This window comes from Dietzia sp. NPDC055877 (assembly GCF_053615975.1).
Genome location: NZ_JBSHCV010000001.1, coordinates 151,853 through 169,255 on the forward strand (window position 1 = coordinate 151,853; position 17,403 = coordinate 169,255).

Below are 17,403 nucleotides of genomic sequence, written 5' to 3' on the forward strand. Positions count from 1 at the left end.
GACCCCGTCCAGCCCGGGGCGCTGCCGGTGTGGCCCGAAATGGGTTGTCACCAGTCGTGTTACGTTGTCCTGGCCAGCGAGACCAACAGGTCGCGGGAATCCGGTGCGAATCCGGAACTGACGCGCAGCGGTGAGGGAGATGGCAGGGGCACGATGCCACTGGGTCGGTAGACCCGGGAAGGCGCTCCCGGCCAGGTGATCCCGAGTCCGAATACCGGCTGGCCCTCGCGGTGACCACCGCCAGGTCAAGATCGGGCTTCGCGTTTCAAGGCCCGCGACCTCGAAAGCACCACGATGCGCGCACCCGCTCCGGCTGACTGCGGCGAGGCCGTCGCTGACCGCGCCCGGGCCGCCCGCCGGCGCGTTCGCGTCCGGGCCTCCCCTTCCGGACTACCCGCCCGGTCCGCCGGGCTCGGCCTGGGCGTCGCGCTGGACCGCGTGGTGGGGGATCCCCGGCGGTGGCACCCCGTCGCCGGATTCGGAGGGGTCGCGATGGCAGTCGAGCACCGGCTTCTGGACCCCCGCCGATCCGCAGCCGGGCAGCGGGCGGCGGGTGTGCTGTTCACCGGGGTCCTCGTCGGCGGGAGCGCCGCGGCCACTCATACCGTGGGCCGCCTCCTGTCCCGCAGCACCGCCGGGACCGTCGCGTGGAACGCCGCCGTCGCGTGGGCCTGCCTCGGCGGGAGCTCGTTGCTCTCGGTGGCACGCCGACAGGACGCTCTCCTGCGCTCCGGCGATCACGACGGTTCCCGGGCCCTCCTGCCGTGGCTGTGCGGCCGCGACCCGGACGCCCTCGACCCCGACGACCTGGCCCGCGCGGTCGTGGAATCGGTCGCGGAGAACACCTCCGACGCGGCCGTGTGCACGCTGTTCTGGGCCGCGATCGCGGGCCCGGCCGGCGCCGCGATGCACCGGACCGCCAACACACTGGACGCGATGGTCGGTCACCGCTCACCGCGGTACCAGCACTTCGGCACCGCCTCGGCCAGGCTCGACGACGTCCTGGGATTCGTTCCGGCCCGCCTCGCCGGGCTCATCGGCGTCGCGGTCGCCGGCACCATCGGCGGCAGCCCCTCCGGCGCCCTACGGACCTGGCGTCGGGACGCCCGCACGCACCCCAGCCCGAATGCCGGAGTGGTGGAGTCGGTGTGCGCCGGCGCGCTCGGGGTCCGGCTCGGCGGCCCGACCCCCTACCCGTACGGCGTGCAGCAGCGCGCGGTCCTCGGGGACGGGCGGCCGGTCCGCGCCGAGGACATCGGCCGGGCCGTTCGCCTCCACGACCGGGTCCAGCTGGTTACCGCCGGCCTGATGATCGCCGGTCTGCTCGTCGCCCACGCGAGGACGGTGCGGCGCGATGGCTGAGGACCTCGACAAGCTTCGTATCCACGGCGACACCCAGGTCGGCCCGGGCGCGATCGACTTCGCGGTGAACGTCCACGGGGACCGCCCGCCCGCATGGCTGGCCGACCGGCTGCGGCAACGCATCGACGATCTGGCCGCCTACCCGACCGCGGCCGACGAGGACCGGGCCCGCCGGGCTGTGGCCGAGAGGCACGGGGCCGACCCCGGCCGGGTGCTCCCGCTCGCCGGATCCGCGGAGGGCTTCCATCTGCTGGCCGACCATGCCGCGCGCCGGGGTCTGCGCGCCGCCGTGGTGCACCCGTCGTTCACCGAACCCGAGGTGGAACTCCGGCGGGCCGGGGTGCCCGTCACCCGGGTGATCCTGCGCGAGCCGTACATCTTCGACCCCGGACTCGTTCCGGAGTCGGCCGACCTCGTCGTCGTCGGCAATCCCACCAACCCCACGTCCGTCCTCCACCCACGGGCGACCATCGCGGCGCTGTGCCGCCCCGGGCGGGTCACGGTGGTGGACGAGGCGTTCTGCGACGTGGTCGACGCCGAGGACGGCTCGTCGCTCGCCGGCGCCGACCTGCCCGGGCTCGTGGTCCTGCGCTCGGTGACCAAGACCTGGGCGCTGGCCGGACTGCGCGCCGGATACGCGGTGGGGGACGCGGCGGTCCTCGCCGACCTGGCCGCGCACCGGGTCCACTGGCCGCTCGGCACCCTCCAACTGGAGGCCGTGGCCGCCTGCTGCTCGGGCGAGGCGTCGGCCCACCTCGATCGGATCCGGCGGCGACTCGCCGCCGACCGCGCGGCGATGTGCGAGGCCCTCACCGGCGCGGGGATCGAGATCGCCGTCCCACCCGTGGCCCCGTTCATCCTGGTCAAGACGCCGGAGGGGCACGATCCCCACGACTTCCGGGCCCGGCTCGGCGAACGCGGCGTCGCCGTCCGCCGCTGCGACACCTTCCCGGGGCTCGACCCGCGGCACGTGCGCCTGGCCGTCCGCGACGCCGACACCGTGAGTCGTCTCATCACCGCGTGGGAGGGTGCCCGGGATCAGGCGCAGACGGTCTCGGACAAGGGGGTGACGACCCTCCGGTGAGAGCCCTGTGCTTACCCTGTCCCTGTACTGCTGACATCCGGAACACGCAGGGGAAGACCGGTGAGACTCCGGCGCTGACCCGCAACGGTGTGTGGCCACCAAGGTGGCCGCGAGCCCGATTACCTGCCCGGATGTCCGCGACTCCGAGTACATCGCCGAGGTCTGCGAACCGGAGTCCTGCAGGTGATGCGGCGTCGCTGACGCCTACCCACCCACAGGTCTCTCGTGTCGTCTGACCTCATGACACGATCCGAGGTCTGATCATGTTCCCTCGCAAGTCCCGAATCACCCTGTCCACACTCGTCGTGGCCGGCGTCGCCCTCACCGGCTGCTCCCGCGGGGAGGCGATCGAGAGCAGCGGCGGGGGCGAGTCGTTCGCCGAGCCGGTGACCATCACCAACTGCGAGCGCGAGGCCACCTTTGAGGCGCCGCCGCAGCGCATCATCACGATGAATCACCACGTGACCGAAACGCTCGTCCAGATGGGGGTCGGTGACCGGATCATCGGTCGCGCCTACGTCGACCGCGACTCCGAGGTCCTGCCGGAGGTCGCCGACGAGGTCGAGGCCATCCCCGGACTGGCCGACGAGTACCCGACCTGGGAGCAGATCATCGACCTCGAGCCGGACATGGTGGTGGGCGGGATGAGCAGCGCCTTCAACGAGAAGGAGGGTCGTGGCCGCGACGCCCTGGAGGCCGAGGGGATCTCCACGTTCCTGTTCTCCGAGTACTGCGGCGAGGGCTTTCCCGACCTGGGGATGCTGGAAACGGACTTCGACCAGCTCGGCCGGGTCCTCGGGGTCGAGGAACAGGCCGACGCGCTGACCGACCGGATCACCAGCGGCATCGAGGACGTGCGGCTGGCCCTGGACGAGGCGGGGGTCGAGAGCACGCCGACCTTCTTCTACGACAGCGGCGAGGACGTGCCGATGACCATCGGAGGCGTCGGGATCGGCCAGTTGGTCGGCGAGGCCGCCGGCGCTGACAACATCTTCACCGAGGGCGAGAAGCCGTACGTCAAGACGACGTGGGAGATCCTCGGCGAGCGTCAGCCGGAGGCGGTCGTGGTGCTGGACTACGGCGCCACCAGCGCGGAGGACAAGATCGCGTATCTCAAGCAGCAGCCCATCATGTCCACCACGCCCGCGGTGCGTGAGGACCGGTTCATGGTGATCCCGCTCGACGATCTGTTCCAGAGCTCGCGGATGGTGACCTCGGTGGAGACCATCGCCCGCGCACTACATCCGCAGGCGTTCGGGGGCCGGTGATGACCACCGTCGCCGAACCCGTGGCCGACGCCGCCGGCCGCGCCTCCCGGCCCGGTTCCGCCGCACCACCAGCGCCGCCGCGCCGACGCCCGCTGTGGCTCATCCTGGTCCCACTGGTGGTGCTCCTGCTGATGTCGATCGCCGCCGGCGTCTCGCTGGGGTCGGTGTCGATCCCGATCGGCGACGTGTGGGCGATCGTCGCCCACCGCATCGCCCCCGGCGCGTTCGAACCGTGGTGGACCCAGGCGCGCGAGGCGATCGTCATCGAGTCCCGGCTGCCCCGATCGCTCATGGCCGCCGCTGTCGGAGCGTCGCTGGCGGTGGCCGGTGGCGTGGCCCAGTCTGTCACCCGCAACCCGCTGGCCGACCCATATCTGCTGGGGGTGTCCTCGGGCGCCGGGTTCGGCGTGGTGGTGCTCACCGTGCTCGGGATCGGCGCCGGCGTATGGGGCGTGTTCACGCTCCCGATGGCCGCCTTTCTCGGCGCGCTTCTGCCGCTGGCCGGCGTCATCCTGGTCGCGCGCCGCGCGCATGACACCACCGCGATCGTCCTGGTGGGCGCGGCCATGACCATGGTGTTCGGCGCGCTCAACACATTCGTGCTCCTGGTGCTGGGTGACGATCACCAGCTCGGCACCGTCATGCGCTGGCTGGCCGGCGGATTCGGGGACGCCGGCTGGACCATGCTGTGGGCCCCGCTCGGCATCCTCGCGGTGGCCGGGACGGTGGTCCTGCTCTGCAGCCGCCACCTGGATCTGCTCCTGACCGGCGACGACGGCGCCACCGCGATGGGCGTCAACGTGCCTCGCTTCCGCATCCTCATGCTGCTGCTGGTCTCGCTGCTGACCGCGGGCGCCGTGGCCGTGTCCGGGACCATCGGCTTCATCGGCCTGCTGATCCCGCACCTGGCCGGCTACCTCACCGGGCGCACGTCGGTACGGCTGCTGCCCACGGCCGCCGTGCTCGGCGCCGTGGCGCTGGTGCTGGCGGACCTGGCCGCCCGGTCCGTGTCCGACGGGGCCGAGCTCCCGGTCGGCGTGGTGACCGGGGTGATCGGTGGCCCGGTGTTCCTGCTGATGTTGTGGCGCCGCTACGGGAAGGCCTCGGTATGACCACGTTGACCGCGCTCGATGTCGACGCCCGCCTCGGGGGTCGACAGATCCTCGACGGGGTGGGCCTGACCGTCACACCCGGCCGGGTCACCGCCCTGGTCGGCCCCAACGGCAGCGGCAAGACGACCCTGCTGCGCACCTGCTACCGGGCGCTGCCCACCACGGCCGGTCTCGTCACGATCGACGGCGCGGACATCACCTCACTGCGCCGCCGCGCCCTGGCCCGGACGGTGGGGGTGAGCACGCAGGAGCCGGTCTCGCTCGGCGGGATCACGGTCCGCGAATCAGTCCGACTCGGCCGCACCGTCAAGCGGGGCATGTTCGAACCGTTCGGCACCGACGACTCCGCTGTGGTGGACACCGTCCTGGCGCAGGTCGGGATGACGGAGCTGGCCGAGCGCGATGTGCTGGCCCTGTCGGGCGGCGAGCGGCAGCGGGTCTCGATCGCGCGCGCCCTGGCCCAGCAACCGGAGGTCCTCCTGCTCGACGAGCCCACCAATCATCTGGATCTGCACCAGCAACTGTCCGTCCTGACGCTACTGCGCAGGCTGGCCGCCGACGGCCTGGCCGTGTTGTTGACCCTGCACGACCTGCGGATGGCCACCGAGTACTGCGACGCGATGGCGGTCCTCCAGCGCGGCCGGGTGGTGGCCGACGGCCTGCCCGAGAAGGTGCTCTCCCCCGCTCTGTTGGCCGACGTGTTCGGCGTCCGCGGCGAGGTACGCCCCGGACGCGCCGGTGGCCGCACCCTCGACGTATGGGGGCTCGCCGATGAGTGACGTGCCCGGCCGCCGCGCGCGAGGAGACCACGGTGGTCACGACGACGAGGGCCGCGCGCCCGGGGCCGTGGCCTCGGCGTACGAGCGCGTCTCGGGCCCGCTCGGGGATTTTGCCCGCACGATCGAGCACGGGCCGCGGGTCCTACCCGGATCGGTGCTGACGGACCCGCGGTGGCTCGCCCGGCGGGTGGCCGACACCGGCCGACGATGGAGTCACGACGATCCGCGGGTCAACGGCACCCTGTGGTGGTATTCGGCCAGCTCATCACTGGTCGCGGCGCCGCTGACGATGCTGCTGACCGCCGGCCTCGCCCCGGATCCGCGGCCGGAGCGGCTCACCGTGTCACTGCAGCCCAACGGCTACCTCGAGGCCGCCAGGTCAGACCGGCTGCTCGCCTCTGTCGAGGAGTTCGCGGACGCGCTCTGCCAGGCGCACGCCGAGGTGATCATCGCGCTGGCGGAGGTTTCCGGGGCGACGCCGCGGGCCCTGTGGGCCATCGCCACGGACTCCATCGGGAACCGGGCACTCGAGGCGGGCCGCGCTGGCGCAGGCACACCCGGCGGTTCGGTCGACGGGTCAGACGCGGGCTCGGCCGCCGACGCAGAAGCGGGCACAGACCGAGGTGCCGCCCTGGCCCGGGAGATCTGCCGCCCACCCCTCCTGCCGGTGCGGTACGTGGACGTCGACGGGCCGCAGCGCTCCCGACGTTTCGTCCGCCGCAGTTCCTGCTGCCTCATCTATGTGGCCACGGGCGGGGACAAATGCGTGAGCTGCCCTCGCCGGACTCCGCAGGATCGGCAACATCAGCTGATCTCCCGGTCGTGAGCGGTACCGCCATGCCCACCGGTCACGCAGACCTGGCCTGAAGCCGGCCCGGCCGGGCGTCGCCGTCAAGCCGCCCGGCCAGGGTAGCCGGTCAGCGTTTGCGGGCGCTGTTTCTCGCCTTCTGCAGAAGTTCCTTCGCCTTGCGCTGGTTCTCGGGCTTCGCGGCCTCGCGTCGGACCACGTCAACGGCCTTGAGGGCGATCCCGCTCTTGATGGCCTTGCTCAGAAATCCCATCGTGCACCTCCATGTGTCGGGAGCGCCAGCGTAGGCACGGTGCCTGCGGCCCGCGACCGGCCGCCGGTGACTGGTTCAGCCGACCCCGGCTGTGAGCAGGTCCGACAACCCGGCGACCGCTCCGATCACCGTGATCGCCGGCGGCTCGATCCCCGCCTCGGTGCAGGCCGCGGCGATCGTGGCCGCCGTCCCGTGCAGGATCCGCTGCGTGGGCATCGAGCCGTCGGCGACGGTCACCGCCGGGGTGTCGGCTGGCAGGCCCTGTGCGAGGAGTTCGGCGGTGATCGCCTCGAGGTTCGTCACGGCCATGAGCAGCACCAGGGTGGTCCCCGACCGGGCCAGCGCGCCGTAGTCGAGGGTCGACTGCGGGCTGCCCGGCGGGACGTGCCCGGAGATGACCGACACCCCCTGCGACAGGCCGCGATGGGTCGCGGGAACGCCGGCGAGGGCCGGGACCGCCAGCGCCGAGGTGACGCCCGGGATCACTCTCACCGGCACCCCGGCGGCCGTGCACGCGAGGTACTCCTCGCCGCCGCGGCCGAACAGGAAGCTGTCGCCGCCTTTGAGGCGCACGACCGTCCGGCCGCGCCGTGCCTGGTCGACGAGGATCCGGTTGATCTCCTCCTGCGGGGTGGCCCGGCCGAAGGGGATCTTGCCCACGTCGATCACCTCGATGCGTGCGTCCAACTCCTCGAGCACCGCGACCGGGCCCAGGCGGTCGGTCACCACCACGTCGGCGGCGAAGAGCGCCTCCCGCCCGGCGACGGTCATCAGCCCGGGGTCTCCGGGTCCACCGCCCACCAGCACCACCTGACCGGTGATCGCCTCCGTCGGAGTCGTCACGTCGTCGTCCTCTCGTCACGTTCTGTCTCGCGCCCGTCTCCACGTCGGAGCAGGTACACGTCCATCACCCAACCGTGCTCGGCGCGCAGCCGGTCGCGTTCGGCCCGCAGCTCATCGAGCACGTCGCCGACCCGCCCGGCGGCCAGCGTCTCGCCGACATCGCCGAGATTGCCGCCCCACCAGATGCGCCAGTCGTCCAGGCCGTCGAGCGGCAGGTCGGAGTTGAGCATCACCACCACGTTGTCGGCGCCCGCGGCCACGACCTCGCGCAGCCACCGGCCGGTGGTGACGGTGATCGTGGCGCCGATCTCGTGCAGGACGAGCCGATGTCGCGCGGCCAGGACCTGCAGCGCGGAGATGCCCGGCAGCACCCGGACGTCGAGGTCCAGGCGCCCGCGCTCGGCGATCCGGTCGAGAATCCGCAGCGTCGAGTCGTAGAACGCGGGGTCTCCCCACACGGGGATCGCCACGTCCCCGGGCCGTTCGGTGAGGATCTGCTCCCAGGCCAGTGCGCGGGCCTCGTGCCAGTCCAGGACCACGCCGCGGTAGTCACCGTGGGTGGAGGTCGACGACGACGAGCGGTCCCTCTCCGGATCCTGTACCCCCACCAGCTCGAGCCCCGGGGCGTGCCGGCCCAGGAGCTCGACGCGCCTGGTGAACAGCGGATCGCCCGGACGCTTGAGGGCGGCCACCGCATAGTCGGACGCCTGTAGAGCATGTACCGCCTCGACGGTGATCTGATCGAGTCCGCCGGAGCCGATACCCACCACGTGGATCCGCCGCGTCGGCGAGTCCGCGGCGGCCGCGGGTCGGTCAGTCACCGTGGGCATCCTCGAGGTCGCCCTCGACGTCCAGGTAGAGCTGTCGCATCTGATCCATGAGCGCGGCGTCGGGCTCGGCCCACAGGCCGCGGTCGGCGGCCTCGGTCAGCCTCTCGATCATCCCGCGCAGCGCCCACGGGTTGGACCGTCTCAAGAAGTCCTGGTTGGTCTCGTCCAGCACGTACTCGCGGGTCAGCGTCTCGTACATCCAGTCGTGCACCACGCCGGCGGTGGCGTCGAACCCGAACAGGTAGTCCACGGTCGCGGCCAGCTCGAAGGCCCCCTTGTACCCGTGCCGCTGCATGGCCGCGATCCACCGCGGATTGACCACCCGGGCGCGGAACACCCGGACGGTCTCCTCGGCCAGCGTGCGGGTGCGTACCGCGTCGGGCGTGGTGGAGTCGCCCACATACGCCCTCGGCTCGGCCCCGGTGAGCGCGCGCACGGTGGCGATCATGCCGCCGTGGTACTGGAAGTAGTCGTCCGAATCGGCGATGTCGTGCTCGCGGGTGTCGATGTTCTTCGCGGCCACGGCGATGCGCCGGTAGTTCGTCCGCATGTCGTCGGCCGCCGGCACGCCGTCGAGGTCGCGGCCGTAGGCGTACCCGCCCCAGCGGGTGTACACCTCCGCCAGGTCACGGTCGTCGCGCCAGTTGCCGGCCTCGATGGTCTGCAACAGGCCCGCCCCGTACGAACCGGGAGCGGAGCCGAAGATCCGTGTGGTGGCCCGCCGCTGATCGGTGTGCTCGGCCAGATCGGCGCGGGCGTGGGCGGCCACGAAGTTCTGCTCGTCGGGCTCGTCCAGACCGGCGACCAGCTGCACCGCGTCGTCGATCATGGCGATGACGTGCGGGAATGCGTCCCGGAAGAAACCCGAGATGCGGACGGTCACGTCGATACGCGGGCGTCCCAGCTCGTCGGCCGGGATCACCTCGAGGCCGTTGACCCGCCGGGAGGCCTCGTCCCACTGCGGCCGCACGCCGAGCAGGGCCAGCACCTCTGCGATGTCGTCGCCCGAAGTGCGCATGGCGGAGGTACCCCAGATCGACAATCCCACCGAGGCCGGGTACCCGCCGGTCTCGGACACGTGGCGCTCGAGCAGCGAGTCGGCCATGAGCTGACCCGTCTCCCAGGCCAGGCGCGAGGGGATGGCCCTCGGGTCAACGGTGTAGAAGTTGCGGCCCGTGGGCAGCACGTTGACCAGGCCACGCAGCGGCGAGCCCGACGGCCCGGCCGGGATGAAGCCCCCGTCGAGGGCGTGCAGGACCGCGTCCATCTCGTCCACCGTGGCGGCCAGGCGCGGGACGACCTCGCGGGCGGCGAACTCCAGAACGCGACCGACCTCGTTGTCGTCGTTGTCCTCACCGAGCCCCGCGGCGGCGAGCACCTCGGACACTGTGGCCTCGTCCCAGTCGCGCGCGTCCATCGCCACGACCAGCTCGCGGGCCAGCGCCTCGATGCGGTCCACCTCCTCGGTGGGTGCGCCCTCGGCCAGCCCCAGCGCGCGGCGAAGGCCCGGAACCGCGGCGGACTCGCCGCCCCACACCTGCGAGGCCCGCAGGATCGCCAGCACCAGGTTGACGCGTGCCTGGCCCTCGGGCGCCTGGCCGAGTACGTGGAGGCCGTCGCGGATCTGGACGTCCTTGATCTCGCACAGCCAGCCGTCGACGTGGAGGAGGAAGTCGTCGAACTCCTCGTCGCCCGGCTGCTGCTCCAGGCCCAGGTCCTCGTGCATGTGAGCCGAGCGCATGAGGGTCCAGATCTGGTCGCGGATGGCGCCGAGCTTGCCCGGGTCCATCGCGGCGATGTTGCCGTACTCGTCCAGCAGTTGCTCGAGCCGGGCGATGTCGCCGTACGACTCCGCGCGGGCCATCGGCGGCACCAGGTGGTCGACGATCGTGGCGTGCGCCCGGCGCTTGGCCTGCGCGCCCTCACCGGGATCGTTGACGAGGAACGGGTAGATCAGCGGCATCTCGGCGATCGCCGCGTCGGTCGCGCAGTCCGCCGACAGCGCCGCGTTCTTACCCGGCAGCCACTCCAGCGAGCCGTGCTTGCCCAGGTGGACCAGCGCGTGCGCGCCGAAGCCGCGGGACAGCCAGCGGTAGGCGGCCAGGTAGTGATGCGACGGCGCGAGCTCGGGGTCGTGGTAGATCGCCACAGGGTTCTCGCCGAACCCGCGGGGCGGCTGGATGAGCAGCACCACGTTGCCGGCCTGCAGCGTCGCGAGGACGATCTCGCCGGCGTCGTTGACGAACAGCTCGCCGGGTGCCTCACCCCACGCCTCGACCATCTCGTCGCGCAGCGCGTCTGACAGGTCCTCGGTCCAGCGCAGGTAGTCGGAGGTGCTGATCCGCACGTGGGAGTCGGTGAGCTGAGCGGTGGTCAGCCACTCCTCGTCCTGGCCGCCGGCCTCGATGAGCGCGTGGATGAGGGCGTCGCCGGCGGCGGTGTCGTCGGCGAAACCGGCGTCCGCCTCGCTGTCAGCGCCGTCCGCGGCACCGCCGGTGGCCACGCTCCCGCCCTCGCCGCAGCGGGTGAGGAAGCGGGCGATCGGGCCGTCGTCCGGGCCCAGGTCGTAGCCCTCCTCGCGCATGCGACGCAATAGCCGGATGGTGGAGACGGGCGTGTCCAGGCCGACGGCGTTACCGATGCGCGAGTGCTTGGTGGGGTACGCCGAGAGCACGAGCGCGATCCGGCGCTCGGCCCGCGGGATGTGCCGCAGCCGGGCGTGGGCCACAGCGATCCCGGCCACGCGCGCGCAGCGTTCGGGGTCGGCGACGTAGCGGGGCAGGCCATCGGCGTCGATCTCCTTGAACGAGAACGGGGCGGTGATGATGCGGCCGTCGAACTCGGGAATCGCGATCTGGTTGGCCGAGTCGAGCGGGTTGACGCCGTCGTCGGAGCCCTCCCAGTCGTCGCGCCCCCAGGTCAGGCACAGCCCCTGCAGGATCGGGATGTCCAGCGCGGCGATGCGTTCGACGTCCCAGCTCTCGTCGTCGCCCCCGGCCCCCGCGGCGCCGGGCGTGGTCCCGCCGGCGGCGAGCACCGTCACGACCAGCGCGTCGAGCGTGCCGAGCGCGTCGAACAGCTCGTCCGGCGCCGACCGCAGCGAGCCGGCGAACACCGGTACGCCCACGGCCTCGCCGGTGGCGTCGATCGCGTCCGCCAGCGCGTGCGCGAAGCCCGCGTTGCCGCTCACCTCGTGGGCGCGGTAGTAGAGCACGCCGACGCGCGGCAGGTCGCCCGCCGGGGCGCCAGCCCGCTCTGGGAGCCCCCACACTGGTACAGCCACAGGCGGTTCGAACCCGGTTCCGGTGAGCAGGACGGTGTCCGAGAGGAAGGCGTGCAGCTGCGCGAGGTTGGCGGGCCCGCCCTCGGCGAGGTAGCGGTGCGCCTCGGCGGCGGTGCCGATGGGGACGGTGGAGACCTCCATGAGGTCCGCGTCCGGGGACTGTTCGCCGCCCAGGACGACGACGGGCACGCCGGCGCCCAGCACCGCCTCGAAGCCGTGGTCCCACGAGCGCCTGGATCCGAGGATCCTGACGACGACGAGGTCGGCCCGGGTGAGCAGGTGCGGGAGGTCGGTCTCCACGTCGATGCGTGACGGGTTGCCGAGCGTGAACGCCGCCCCGGATTCCCGCGCGGAGAGCAGGTCCGTGTCGGACGTGGACAGCAGTGCGATGCGGGGAGCACGCGAATCGGATGACCCGGGTGTTGCCGCGGCGTCGTCAGGGGACGCCGAACGCCGGTCTTGGCGCATGTTCTTCTCCAAACCCTCGTGGAACATGTCGCCGTGGCCGGTCTCCTGGCTTTCGCATCGACGCCACGCGACCGACCTTCCCGGGCTGGTGAGCCCAGTGGCCTCCGCCCCGTGAGGGACGGACGAGGGTCGCGGAACTCCGCGACTACAGTGGCGAGGGCCGCGCCGGCTTCTCCTCCGGCTTCCCGAACACCACGGCACCGCCGAGACTATCGGCCGCCTCCGGAGCCCGGCCCGCCGCCCTGGGTTCGACGGCGTCCGCGTAGGCTCCAGGGGCATCCCACGGCGAGGAACCCGGTGCGATTCCGGGGCGGTTCCGCCACTGTGAGGCCCTGACCAGGGCCGTCAGCCAGATACTGGCCGGGGGATGGACGTGCGGTCACTCCCGCGCCGACTTCGACTTCTGACCGGGGCGAGAACCCCGAGGAGGACCCATGCCTGGTGCTGTCCGGCCGCCGCGTCGCTATGACTACATCGACGACGGCCCCGCCATCTACCTGGATTCCTTCGCCACCATCCGGCGGGAGACCGACCTCTCGCGGATCCCCGGGGACGCCGAGAAGCTCGCGGTCCGCATGGTGCACGGTACGGGTCAGACGGATCTGACCGAGGACCTGCAGGTGCATCCCGGTCTCGTCGGTGCCGCCCGCTCGGCCCTCGACGCCGGAGCGCCGATCCTCTGTGACGCCCACATGGTCGCCTCGGGCGTTACCCGCGCACGGCTGCCGCGGGACAACGACGTGGTGTGCACACTGAACGACCCGCAGGTCCCCGAGTTGGCCCGGCAGATGGGCACCACCCGCTCCGCGGCCGCGTTGGCCCTGTGGGGTGACCGGCTCGACGGCGCCGTGGTGTCGATCGGCAACGCCCCCACCGCCCTGTTCCACCTGCTCGAGATGCTCCTCGACGGCGCGCCCCGGCCCGCGGCGGTCATCGGCTGCCCGGTCGGCTTCATCGGAGCGGCCGAATCCAAGGCGGCATTAGCCGATTTCGCCAGCGACCACGGGATCGACATCCCGTTCGTCACCGTGCACGGCCGCCGCGGCGGCTCGGCGATGACCGCCTCCGCCGTCAACGCCCTGGCGCAGGACGCCGAGTGAGCGGCGGGATGACCGGCGCGGATGCCCCCGGTGTGGCCGGCGACGCTGACGTAGGCGCAGAAGCGGGTGCTGGCGCGGGTCGTCTCTACGGCGTCGGCGTGGGGCCGGGAGACCCCGAGCTCATGACCCTCAAGGCCGCCCGACTGATCGGTGCCGCCGACGTGGTGGCCTTCCACGCCGGGCGCGGCAAGCAGTCCAACGCCCGGCGCATCGCCGCCGACCTCATCCCCGCCGGCGCGATCGAGGAGGTGCTCGAGTACCCGGTCACCACGGGCCTGACCGAGCATCCGGGCGGGTACGCGGGCGCGATCGCCGACTTCTACGAGCGCAGCGCTCAGCGTCTCGCCGAGCACCTCGCCGCGGGCAGCAACGTGGTCCTGCTGGCCGAGGGTGACCCGCTGTTCTACGGCTCGTTCATGTACATGCACGACCGGCTCGCGGAGCGGTTCCTCACCGAGATCGTCCCCGGCGTGCCGGCCTTCGCGGCCGCCACCGCCGCGGCCGCGACCCCGCTGGTCAGGCAGACCGATGTACTCACCGTGCTACCCGGCACGCTGCCGGAGCCCGAGCTCGCCCGGCGACTGGCCGACACCGACGGCGCGATCATCATGAAGCTCGGCCGCAACTTCCCCGCCGTGCGCCGGGCGCTCGAATCCGCAGGGCGGCTCGACGGCGCGGTGTACGTCGAGCGCGCCTCGACGGATGCAGAGGCGCACCACCCGGTTCGCGAGGTCGACCCGGAGACCGTGCCGTACTTCTCCCTCGTCGTCGTCCCCGGGGACTCCCACCACCACCACCCCACCGGCCGCCGGCCCGCAACACTGACCGCGTCGGCCTCCGACCCCGCCGCTCCCGGCGCCCTCGGCGTCGTGCACGTGGTGGGGCTCGGACCCGGGCCGGACGACTGGCTCACACCGGAGGCAGCGCGGGTACTCGCCGAGGTGGACCACGTCGTGGGCTACGCGCCGTACGTCAACCGGGTGCCGCAGCGGCCCGGGCTGCGGCGGCACAGCTCCGGCAACACCGTGGAGGTCGACCGGGCGGGTCTCGCCCTGGAGTTGGCAGCCGCGGGCGAGCAGGTGGCCGTGGTCTCCGGCGGTGACGCGGGCGTGTTCGGGATGGCGTCGGCGGTGTTCGAGGCCGCCGAGGACCCGCGGCACGACGGGGTCGACATCCGCGTGGTGCCCGGCGTCTCCGCGGTGCAGGCGGTGGCCGCACGGGCCGGGGCGCCGATCGGCGCGGACTTCGCGGTAGTGAGCCTGTCGGACCGACTCAAGCCGTGGGAGGTGATCGCCCGCCGGCTCGACGCGATCGCCGCCGCCGACCTGGTCCTGGCCGTCTACAACCCCGCGTCCCGCTCGCGAACCCACCAGGTCGCCGATGCCCGGGACGTGCTCCTGCGCCATCGTGATTCCGCCACGCCGGTCGTGGTGGGTCGGGACGTCGGTCGCGCCGAGGAATCGCTGACCGTCACCACACTGGGTGAGCTCGACTGCGACTCGATCGACATGAAGTGCCTGCTCATCGTGGGCGCGTCCGGGACCCGGGTGACCGACTCCGGCCACGTGTGGAGTCCGCGTTTCGTGCGAGCATGACGCTCGTGAACCACGAAGAGCTCGAAGCGGCCGACGCGGACGCGCTGTGGCGGGTGCTCGCCACCCGCCGCGACCACCGACATTTCCACCCGACGCCGGTGCCGCAGGAGCTGATCGAGCGGCTGCTCTCGGTCTTCTCGGTCGCCCCGAGCGTGGGGCTCAGCCAGCCGTGGCACGTGACCGTGGTGCAGGACCGCGCTGTTCGAGAGGCCGTCCATGCCGGTTTCCGGGACGTACGCGCCGCCGAGGCCGAGCGCTTCTCCGGCGAGCGGCGCGAGCTGTACAACACACTGCGGCTCGAGGGCATCCTCCAGGCTCCGGTCGGCCTGGTGGTGAGCCACCTGCCGCCGGACGGGCCGGTGTTGGGGACGACGGCGATGCCCGCCGCGTCGGAGTACAGCGTCATCTCGGCCATCACGCTGCTGTGGCTGGCGGCCACCGCCGAGGGCCTGGGCATGGGCTGGGTGAGCCTGCTCGACCCCGAGCACCTCAGCGGATCCGTGCCGATCCCCGACGGCGCCCGGCCGCTGGCGTACCTGTGTATCGGCTACCCGTCGCTCGACCTGGACGAGCCGCTGCTGCAATCCGTCGGCTGGGGTCGGCGCAAGCCTCTGCCGGTCGACTGGGTGTGAGGGTCATCGGCCGGTGCCGCGGGCACAGCCACTGACCGTGGTGAACGTGCCCGCGATGTTCCTTGCCGCGGTGATGTCCGTGTTCGCGGGCGAGCCCGAGCCGTAGCCCCCACCGTCTTGACGTCGCCTGCCCCCGAGACGTTCCGGACCTCGCTGCCGTTTCGTCGCCACCATCGCGAAGCTCGTCGGCACCACTGCGGCTATGAGCCGAATTCCTCGCAGTGGTGCCATCAAAACACGGGTGGGCAAGCCGGGTTCCAGGGATTCTCCGGGCTCCGCACGACGCGCGCACGTGGGCGGCACCCACACCTGCAGTGCCCGCCACCGGCGAGGGCCGACGGGGGTAACGACGCCGCCGCCAAGCCTCCTCCGCTCTAACCTGGATCCATGACCCCCCTCGATGCGGTACTCGCGTTTGCCCTGGTCGCGGGCCTGATCACGCTGGTGCCCGGGCTCGATACGGCGCTGGTCCTCCGTTCCTCACTGACCCGCACCCGCCCGTACGCCTGGGCCACCGCCGCGGGGATCGCCACCGGCGCGATGGCCTGGGGCATCGCTGCCGCCGTGGGGGTCTCGGCGCTACTCACCGCCTCCGAGCTGGCGTATCGCGTGCTCACCACCGCCGGCGCGGTGTACATGTGCTGGCTCGGCGTCTCGATGATCCGGCGGTCGATCCGCGACGGCGCAGTGTCCTTTCCCACCGCCGACACGGGCGAGGTGGCGGAGGGATCGCCCTGGCGGGGTTATCTCGTCGGGACCGGCACCAACCTCCTCAACCCCAAGGTCGGCGTGTTCTACATCGCCACCATCCCTCAGTTCCTCCCCGACGGCGTCGCACCGCTGCCGATGGGCGCCACCCTGGCGGGCGTCCACGGTCTGCTCACCCTGACCTGGTTCGCTCTGCTCATCACCGCGGGGTCGTTCGCGCGCCGGCGGCTCATGAATCCGCGGACCCTGACGATGATCGATCGCGGGACGGGGCTCGTCCTGGTCGGCTTCGGCGCGAAACTGCTGTGGGACGCGCTGCTCTCCGGTCCGAGCGCGGCGGCCATGGCGCTCAGCCCGATCAGGTCCCCGGCCCTGTCGTAAGAGCCGGGCGGTACGCTCAGCCGGTGTCCCCGACCCGCACCGCCCAGGGCTTTCCCTGGGTAGTGGCGTCGTTGTGCGGGTTCGTCGTGGCGATCGTCAGCGGCGCGACGGGAGTCGTCGCGCACTGGCTCGCCTCGACCGGCCCGATGCCCGTCACCGTGGACGCGGTCATCGCCACCGTCGCCGCGTGCGCCGGGGTCGGGATCCTCACCGCCGCCGGGGTGGGCAGATTCCATCCCGCCCTGGTCGTGCCCGCCGGGCTCGTCGCGGCGCAGGGGTCCGTGCACCACGCACTCGCATGGTCGCACCGGCTCCACGGCCATGCACACGGGGCCGACGGCGTCTCCGGGCACGCCGCGCACCTGCTGTACACACCGGCGGAACAGTCCGCGATGGCCCGCGAGGCGATGACCGCGGGCGCCCACATCGCCGGCGCCGGTGCAGCAGGCCACGGCGCCCCGAGTTGGTCGATGCTCGCCGCCCACGCCGTGGCCACGGTGGTCGCCGCCGGGGCCCTCGCACTGGTGGCCGGCGTGCTGGGGTGGCTGGCCGCCCGCGCCGAGCAGCTGACCATCGGACGCCTCTGCGCAGTCGACCGGGCCCGGACCGCGCCACCGGCGAGCACGCCCCGCGCGGCAGCCGACCGGTTCCTGCTCTCTCGCGGGCTCCTTCGCGGGCCGCCCGTCGCCCGGGGCGCGCGGAGCTGACCCCATCCCCGAGCGGCTCCCGTTCGCACCTCCGCGTTGGTCGCCACGAGTGCGGTGGACGAGACGCGTCGTCGACGAGACGACGACCATCCTCACCATGGTGACGACCATGCCGCCGGCCACCCGCGCTCCCCTGCAGATCTCATCAACCCCCGCCTGACCCGCGGGGGCTCATCACCGGTGATCCCGC

Annotated in this window: 15 protein-coding genes and 4 riboswitches; of the genes, 11 read left to right on the plus strand and 4 right to left on the minus strand. The window is 72.4% G+C overall.

Annotated features, from left to right (window positions below):
• Nucleotides 1-57: 57 nt before the first annotated feature.
• Nucleotides 58-237, plus strand: a riboswitch (cobalamin riboswitch).
• A gap of 57 nt (nucleotides 238-294) precedes the next feature.
• From ACWGLC_RS00725 to ACWGLC_RS00750, 6 genes are all read left to right on the plus strand, one after another.
• The gene (locus ACWGLC_RS00725; protein ID WP_452098120.1) at nucleotides 295-1,362 is read left to right on the plus strand and encodes a CobD/CbiB family cobalamin biosynthesis protein; all 1,068 of its coding nucleotides are present in this window, start codon (nucleotides 295-297) and stop codon (nucleotides 1,360-1,362) included.
• Nucleotides 1,355-2,446, plus strand: coding sequence for an Rv2231c family pyridoxal phosphate-dependent protein CobC (gene cobC, locus ACWGLC_RS00730; protein WP_452098121.1), 1,092 nt, complete (start codon nucleotides 1,355-1,357; stop codon nucleotides 2,444-2,446). The genes ACWGLC_RS00725 and cobC overlap by 8 nt, the downstream gene beginning before the upstream one ends.
• A gap of 35 nt (nucleotides 2,447-2,481) precedes the next feature.
• A riboswitch (adenosylcobalamin-variant (AdoCbl-variant) riboswitch) is annotated at nucleotides 2,482-2,579 on the plus strand.
• Between the two features lie 130 nt (nucleotides 2,580-2,709).
• Entirely contained in the window at nucleotides 2,710-3,714 is a 1,005-nt protein-coding gene (locus ACWGLC_RS00735) for an ABC transporter substrate-binding protein (protein WP_452098122.1), read from the plus strand.
• Nucleotides 3,714-4,826, plus strand: coding sequence for a FecCD family ABC transporter permease (locus ACWGLC_RS00740; protein ID WP_452098123.1), 1,113 nt, complete (start codon nucleotides 3,714-3,716; stop codon nucleotides 4,824-4,826). The genes ACWGLC_RS00735 and ACWGLC_RS00740 overlap by 1 nt, the downstream gene beginning before the upstream one ends.
• The gene (locus ACWGLC_RS00745) at nucleotides 4,823-5,605 is read left to right on the plus strand and encodes an ABC transporter ATP-binding protein (protein ID WP_452098124.1); all 783 of its coding nucleotides are present in this window, start codon (nucleotides 4,823-4,825) and stop codon (nucleotides 5,603-5,605) included. Before ACWGLC_RS00740 ends, ACWGLC_RS00745 begins: the two co-directional genes overlap by 4 nt.
• The gene (locus tag ACWGLC_RS00750; protein WP_452098125.1) at nucleotides 5,598-6,431 is read left to right on the plus strand and encodes a (2Fe-2S)-binding protein; all 834 of its coding nucleotides are present in this window, start codon (nucleotides 5,598-5,600) and stop codon (nucleotides 6,429-6,431) included. Before ACWGLC_RS00745 ends, ACWGLC_RS00750 begins: the two co-directional genes overlap by 8 nt.
• Before the next feature lie 91 nt (nucleotides 6,432-6,522).
• On the opposite strand, the gene ACWGLC_RS00755 is transcribed toward ACWGLC_RS00750, so the two are convergent.
• The 4 genes from ACWGLC_RS00755 to cobN all read right to left on the minus strand — a co-directional run bounded on the left by ACWGLC_RS00755 (nucleotide 6,523) and on the right by cobN (nucleotide 12,117).
• The gene (locus ACWGLC_RS00755) at nucleotides 6,523-6,666 is read right to left on the minus strand and encodes a hypothetical protein (RefSeq protein WP_452098126.1); all 144 of its coding nucleotides are present in this window, start codon (nucleotides 6,664-6,666) and stop codon (nucleotides 6,523-6,525) included.
• Between the two features lie 75 nt (nucleotides 6,667-6,741).
• Nucleotides 6,742-7,509, minus strand: coding sequence for a uroporphyrinogen-III C-methyltransferase (gene cobA, locus ACWGLC_RS00760; RefSeq protein ID WP_452098127.1), 768 nt, complete (start codon nucleotides 7,507-7,509; stop codon nucleotides 6,742-6,744).
• Nucleotides 7,506-8,330 (minus strand): precorrin-6A synthase (deacetylating), encoded by an 825-nt coding sequence (gene cobF, locus ACWGLC_RS00765; RefSeq protein WP_452098128.1) that lies wholly within the window; start codon nucleotides 8,328-8,330, stop codon nucleotides 7,506-7,508. The genes cobA and cobF overlap by 4 nt, the downstream gene beginning before the upstream one ends.
• Nucleotides 8,323-12,117 carry a cobaltochelatase subunit CobN gene (gene cobN / locus ACWGLC_RS00770; protein ID WP_452098129.1) on the minus strand — a complete coding sequence of 1,265 codons (3,795 nt, stop codon included), beginning with the start codon at nucleotides 12,115-12,117 and terminating at the stop codon, nucleotides 8,323-8,325. The genes cobF and cobN overlap by 8 nt, the downstream gene beginning before the upstream one ends.
• A riboswitch (cobalamin riboswitch) is annotated at nucleotides 12,109-12,302 on the minus strand. (Overlaps the previous gene by 9 nt.)
• 77 nt (nucleotides 12,303-12,379) lie before the next feature.
• Nucleotides 12,380-12,447: riboswitch (cobalamin riboswitch) on the plus strand.
• Nucleotides 12,448-12,524: 77 nt separating this feature from the next.
• Between cobN and ACWGLC_RS00775 the strand changes: the two genes are divergently transcribed.
• The 5 genes from ACWGLC_RS00775 to ACWGLC_RS00795 all read left to right on the plus strand — a co-directional run bounded on the left by ACWGLC_RS00775 (nucleotide 12,525) and on the right by ACWGLC_RS00795 (nucleotide 17,213).
• Complete coding sequence (locus ACWGLC_RS00775; RefSeq protein WP_452098130.1) at nucleotides 12,525-13,190, plus strand: precorrin-8X methylmutase; 666 nt, start codon at nucleotides 12,525-12,527, stop codon at nucleotides 13,188-13,190.
• A 122-nt stretch (nucleotides 13,191-13,312) separates the two neighbouring features.
• Nucleotides 13,313-14,785: a precorrin-2 C(20)-methyltransferase gene (locus ACWGLC_RS00780; protein ID WP_452098362.1), complete on the plus strand. Its 1,473-nt coding sequence runs from the start codon at nucleotides 13,313-13,315 to the stop codon at nucleotides 14,783-14,785.
• Nucleotides 14,782-15,417, plus strand: a complete 636-nt coding sequence (bluB, locus tag ACWGLC_RS00785) for a 5,6-dimethylbenzimidazole synthase (protein ID WP_452098131.1) — start codon at nucleotides 14,782-14,784, stop codon at nucleotides 15,415-15,417. Before ACWGLC_RS00780 ends, bluB begins: the two co-directional genes overlap by 4 nt.
• A gap of 387 nt (nucleotides 15,418-15,804) precedes the next feature.
• Complete coding sequence (locus ACWGLC_RS00790; RefSeq protein ID WP_452098132.1) at nucleotides 15,805-16,506, plus strand: LysE family translocator; 702 nt, start codon at nucleotides 15,805-15,807, stop codon at nucleotides 16,504-16,506.
• Nucleotides 16,507-16,529: 23 nt separating this feature from the next.
• On the plus strand, nucleotides 16,530-17,213 hold the full coding sequence (locus ACWGLC_RS00795) for a hypothetical protein (RefSeq protein ID WP_452098133.1): 684 nt from the start codon (nucleotides 16,530-16,532) through the stop codon (nucleotides 17,211-17,213).
• Nucleotides 17,214-17,403: the final 190 nt, after the last annotated feature.

Bases quoted from the DNA above. Each gene is read 5' to 3' on its own strand.
- ACWGLC_RS00725 (WP_452098120.1), top strand. From the start codon at position 295: ATGCGCGCACCCGCTCCGGCTGACTGCGGCGAGGCCGTCGCTGACCGC.
- cobC (WP_452098121.1), top strand. From the start codon at position 1,355: ATGGCTGAGGACCTCGACAAGCTTCGTATCCACGGCGACACCCAGGTC.
- ACWGLC_RS00735 (WP_452098122.1), top strand. From the start codon at position 2,710: ATGTTCCCTCGCAAGTCCCGAATCACCCTGTCCACACTCGTCGTGGCC.
- ACWGLC_RS00740 (WP_452098123.1), top strand. From the start codon at position 3,714: ATGACCACCGTCGCCGAACCCGTGGCCGACGCCGCCGGCCGCGCCTCC.
- ACWGLC_RS00745 (WP_452098124.1), top strand. From the start codon at position 4,823: ATGACCACGTTGACCGCGCTCGATGTCGACGCCCGCCTCGGGGGTCGA.
- ACWGLC_RS00750 (WP_452098125.1), top strand. From the start codon at position 5,598: ATGAGTGACGTGCCCGGCCGCCGCGCGCGAGGAGACCACGGTGGTCAC.
- ACWGLC_RS00755 (WP_452098126.1), bottom strand. From the start codon at position 6,666: ATGGGATTTCTGAGCAAGGCCATCAAGAGCGGGATCGCCCTCAAGGCC.
- cobN (WP_452098129.1), bottom strand. From the start codon at position 12,117: ATGTTCCACGAGGGTTTGGAGAAGAACATGCGCCAAGACCGGCGTTCG.
- ACWGLC_RS00775 (WP_452098130.1), top strand. From the start codon at position 12,525: ATGCCTGGTGCTGTCCGGCCGCCGCGTCGCTATGACTACATCGACGAC.
- ACWGLC_RS00780 (WP_452098362.1), top strand. From the start codon at position 13,313: ATGACCCTCAAGGCCGCCCGACTGATCGGTGCCGCCGACGTGGTGGCC.
- bluB (WP_452098131.1), top strand. From the start codon at position 14,782: ATGACGCTCGTGAACCACGAAGAGCTCGAAGCGGCCGACGCGGACGCG.
- ACWGLC_RS00790 (WP_452098132.1), top strand. From the start codon at position 15,805: ATGACCCCCCTCGATGCGGTACTCGCGTTTGCCCTGGTCGCGGGCCTG.